This window comes from Negativicoccus succinicivorans, assembly GCF_018373335.1.
Taxonomy (GTDB): Bacteria; Bacillota; Negativicutes; order Veillonellales; family Negativicoccaceae; genus Negativicoccus; species Negativicoccus succinicivorans_A.
This window is the reverse complement of sequence record NZ_JAHAHH010000123.1, coordinates 1-1,596: the sequence shown is the minus strand read 5'-3', so window position 1 is coordinate 1,596 and position 1,596 is coordinate 1. Positions and strand designations below refer to the sequence as shown.

2 protein-coding genes are annotated in these 1,596 nt (G+C 43.2%); both read right to left on the bottom strand.

The genetic code is table 11. The annotated features are described in order from the left end of the window. Positions 1-717, bottom strand: a 717-nt coding sequence (locus KH813_RS06630) for an ABC transporter substrate-binding protein (protein ID WP_303994552.1), incomplete at its 3' end; no start/stop codon positions are given. Between the two features lie 56 nt (positions 718-773). Beyond that, positions 774-1,596, bottom strand: an 823-nt coding sequence (locus tag KH813_RS06625) for a sirohydrochlorin cobaltochelatase (protein ID WP_303994551.1), incomplete at its 5' end; no start/stop codon positions are given.

Below are 1,596 nucleotides of genomic sequence, written 5' to 3'. Positions count from 1 at the left end.
GGGGTTATCGGCGGTAAGTACTTCCAAGCTGTAAGGAACCGTTTTCGCATCTGCAGGAAGAGCTTTTTCGGCAAGTACATTTTGCATGCCGAGCTTGTTGGTCATAGATGCGGTAATAGAAAGGGGCGTTTCTGCAGTCACATCTTTGCCGGTGGCACGAAGAATGGCAACGCGCAGCGGCTTTTGTTGATGACCAAGAGCCACTACTTCGCGCATACGTTTTTCATAGTCGTTAATAACCGATTTTGCCTTATCTTTGTTTCCCGCTACATTTCCTAAAAATTCTAAAAGCGGAACATTGTCATCAATTCCTTCGTAATTGAGAAGCAGGTAGGGTATGTGATTAGCTTCGAGAATCGATTCCAATTTTTTGTGTTGTTGTGAAAGTCCAAGTACTAAGTCCGGTTTATTGGCAATTAAAGCTTCTGAATTGATATGGGAAACGTGCCCGATTTCAGGAACATTTTGTGCGGCCTCCGGTAATTCATTATTTGAAGTCGGTCTCGCAACAACCGTGCCGCCGACTGCGTAATACATGTTTAACAAAGAATCGGAAAGAGTAATAACTCGTTTGGGATGCGCTTGCAGAGTAATGGATTGATCCTTAAATTGGTAGGTCTGCGCACCGTTTTGTGTGGCATCTGTCGATGTGGATTTACAGCCGACACAAAGTAATAAGCAACAGAATAAGGCAAAAACTTTAATCGGTGATTTCATATTTACCTCCAATAATAAATGCGCCCTACAATGAGGGCGCATTTATTATATCATACTCAATGTTTTTTGGAATGCATCGGCGTGTAGGGAACCTTTGCTTCTTTCGTGTCTAATGCTTCTACCGCTTCGCGGGCGCGTTCCACAAACATGTCCTGGATTTTCGGGTTTTCGCCCAAGCCGCGAATGTAAGTATTTACTTTGAAACCTTCTCCTTGCAAAATCATTTTGTGGCTATCTTCTTCGTCACCTGCCATATCATTATTGGCATGATCACCGGCAACCATCATGATCGGCATCAAGGTCACTTTTTGAATTTTATTGGCGTGGAGATGCGGAATTACGTCATCGAGGTTAGGACGGCCTTCTACAGAATAAACGTAAACGTTGTTCATACCCATCATTTCCAGGCGGTCCTGCATAACGGAGTAGAACGCATTACCCGGATGCGGGGTACCGTGTGCCATGAAAAGTACCGCTTCGTTTTTCTGCATATGTTGCGGCAATTGATATTTAAGCGCATTTATAAAATCATTGATTTGATCCGGCTGGCCTTCCTGACCCATGTAGTACATAACCGGTGTTGCTACAGCGATTTTTTTGAAATTTTTCTGTTGGAGATTAGCCGCTTCTACACTGTAGTCATATTCGATCCCCGGGATGATATTGAAAGGAACGATAGCAATGCGATTGTAGCCATCTTTTTTCAGGTTATCAAAAGCCTGCTCAGGGGTGTAATATTGAATACCTTCATGTTTCATGATGCGGTCAATAATGATATGGCTGGTAAAAGCGACACGAACCTCTTTGTGCGGAAAGGCTTGCTTAATTTTATTTACTACGGCGTCAATCGTTTTGGCGCGAGTATCTTTAAAAGTAGTA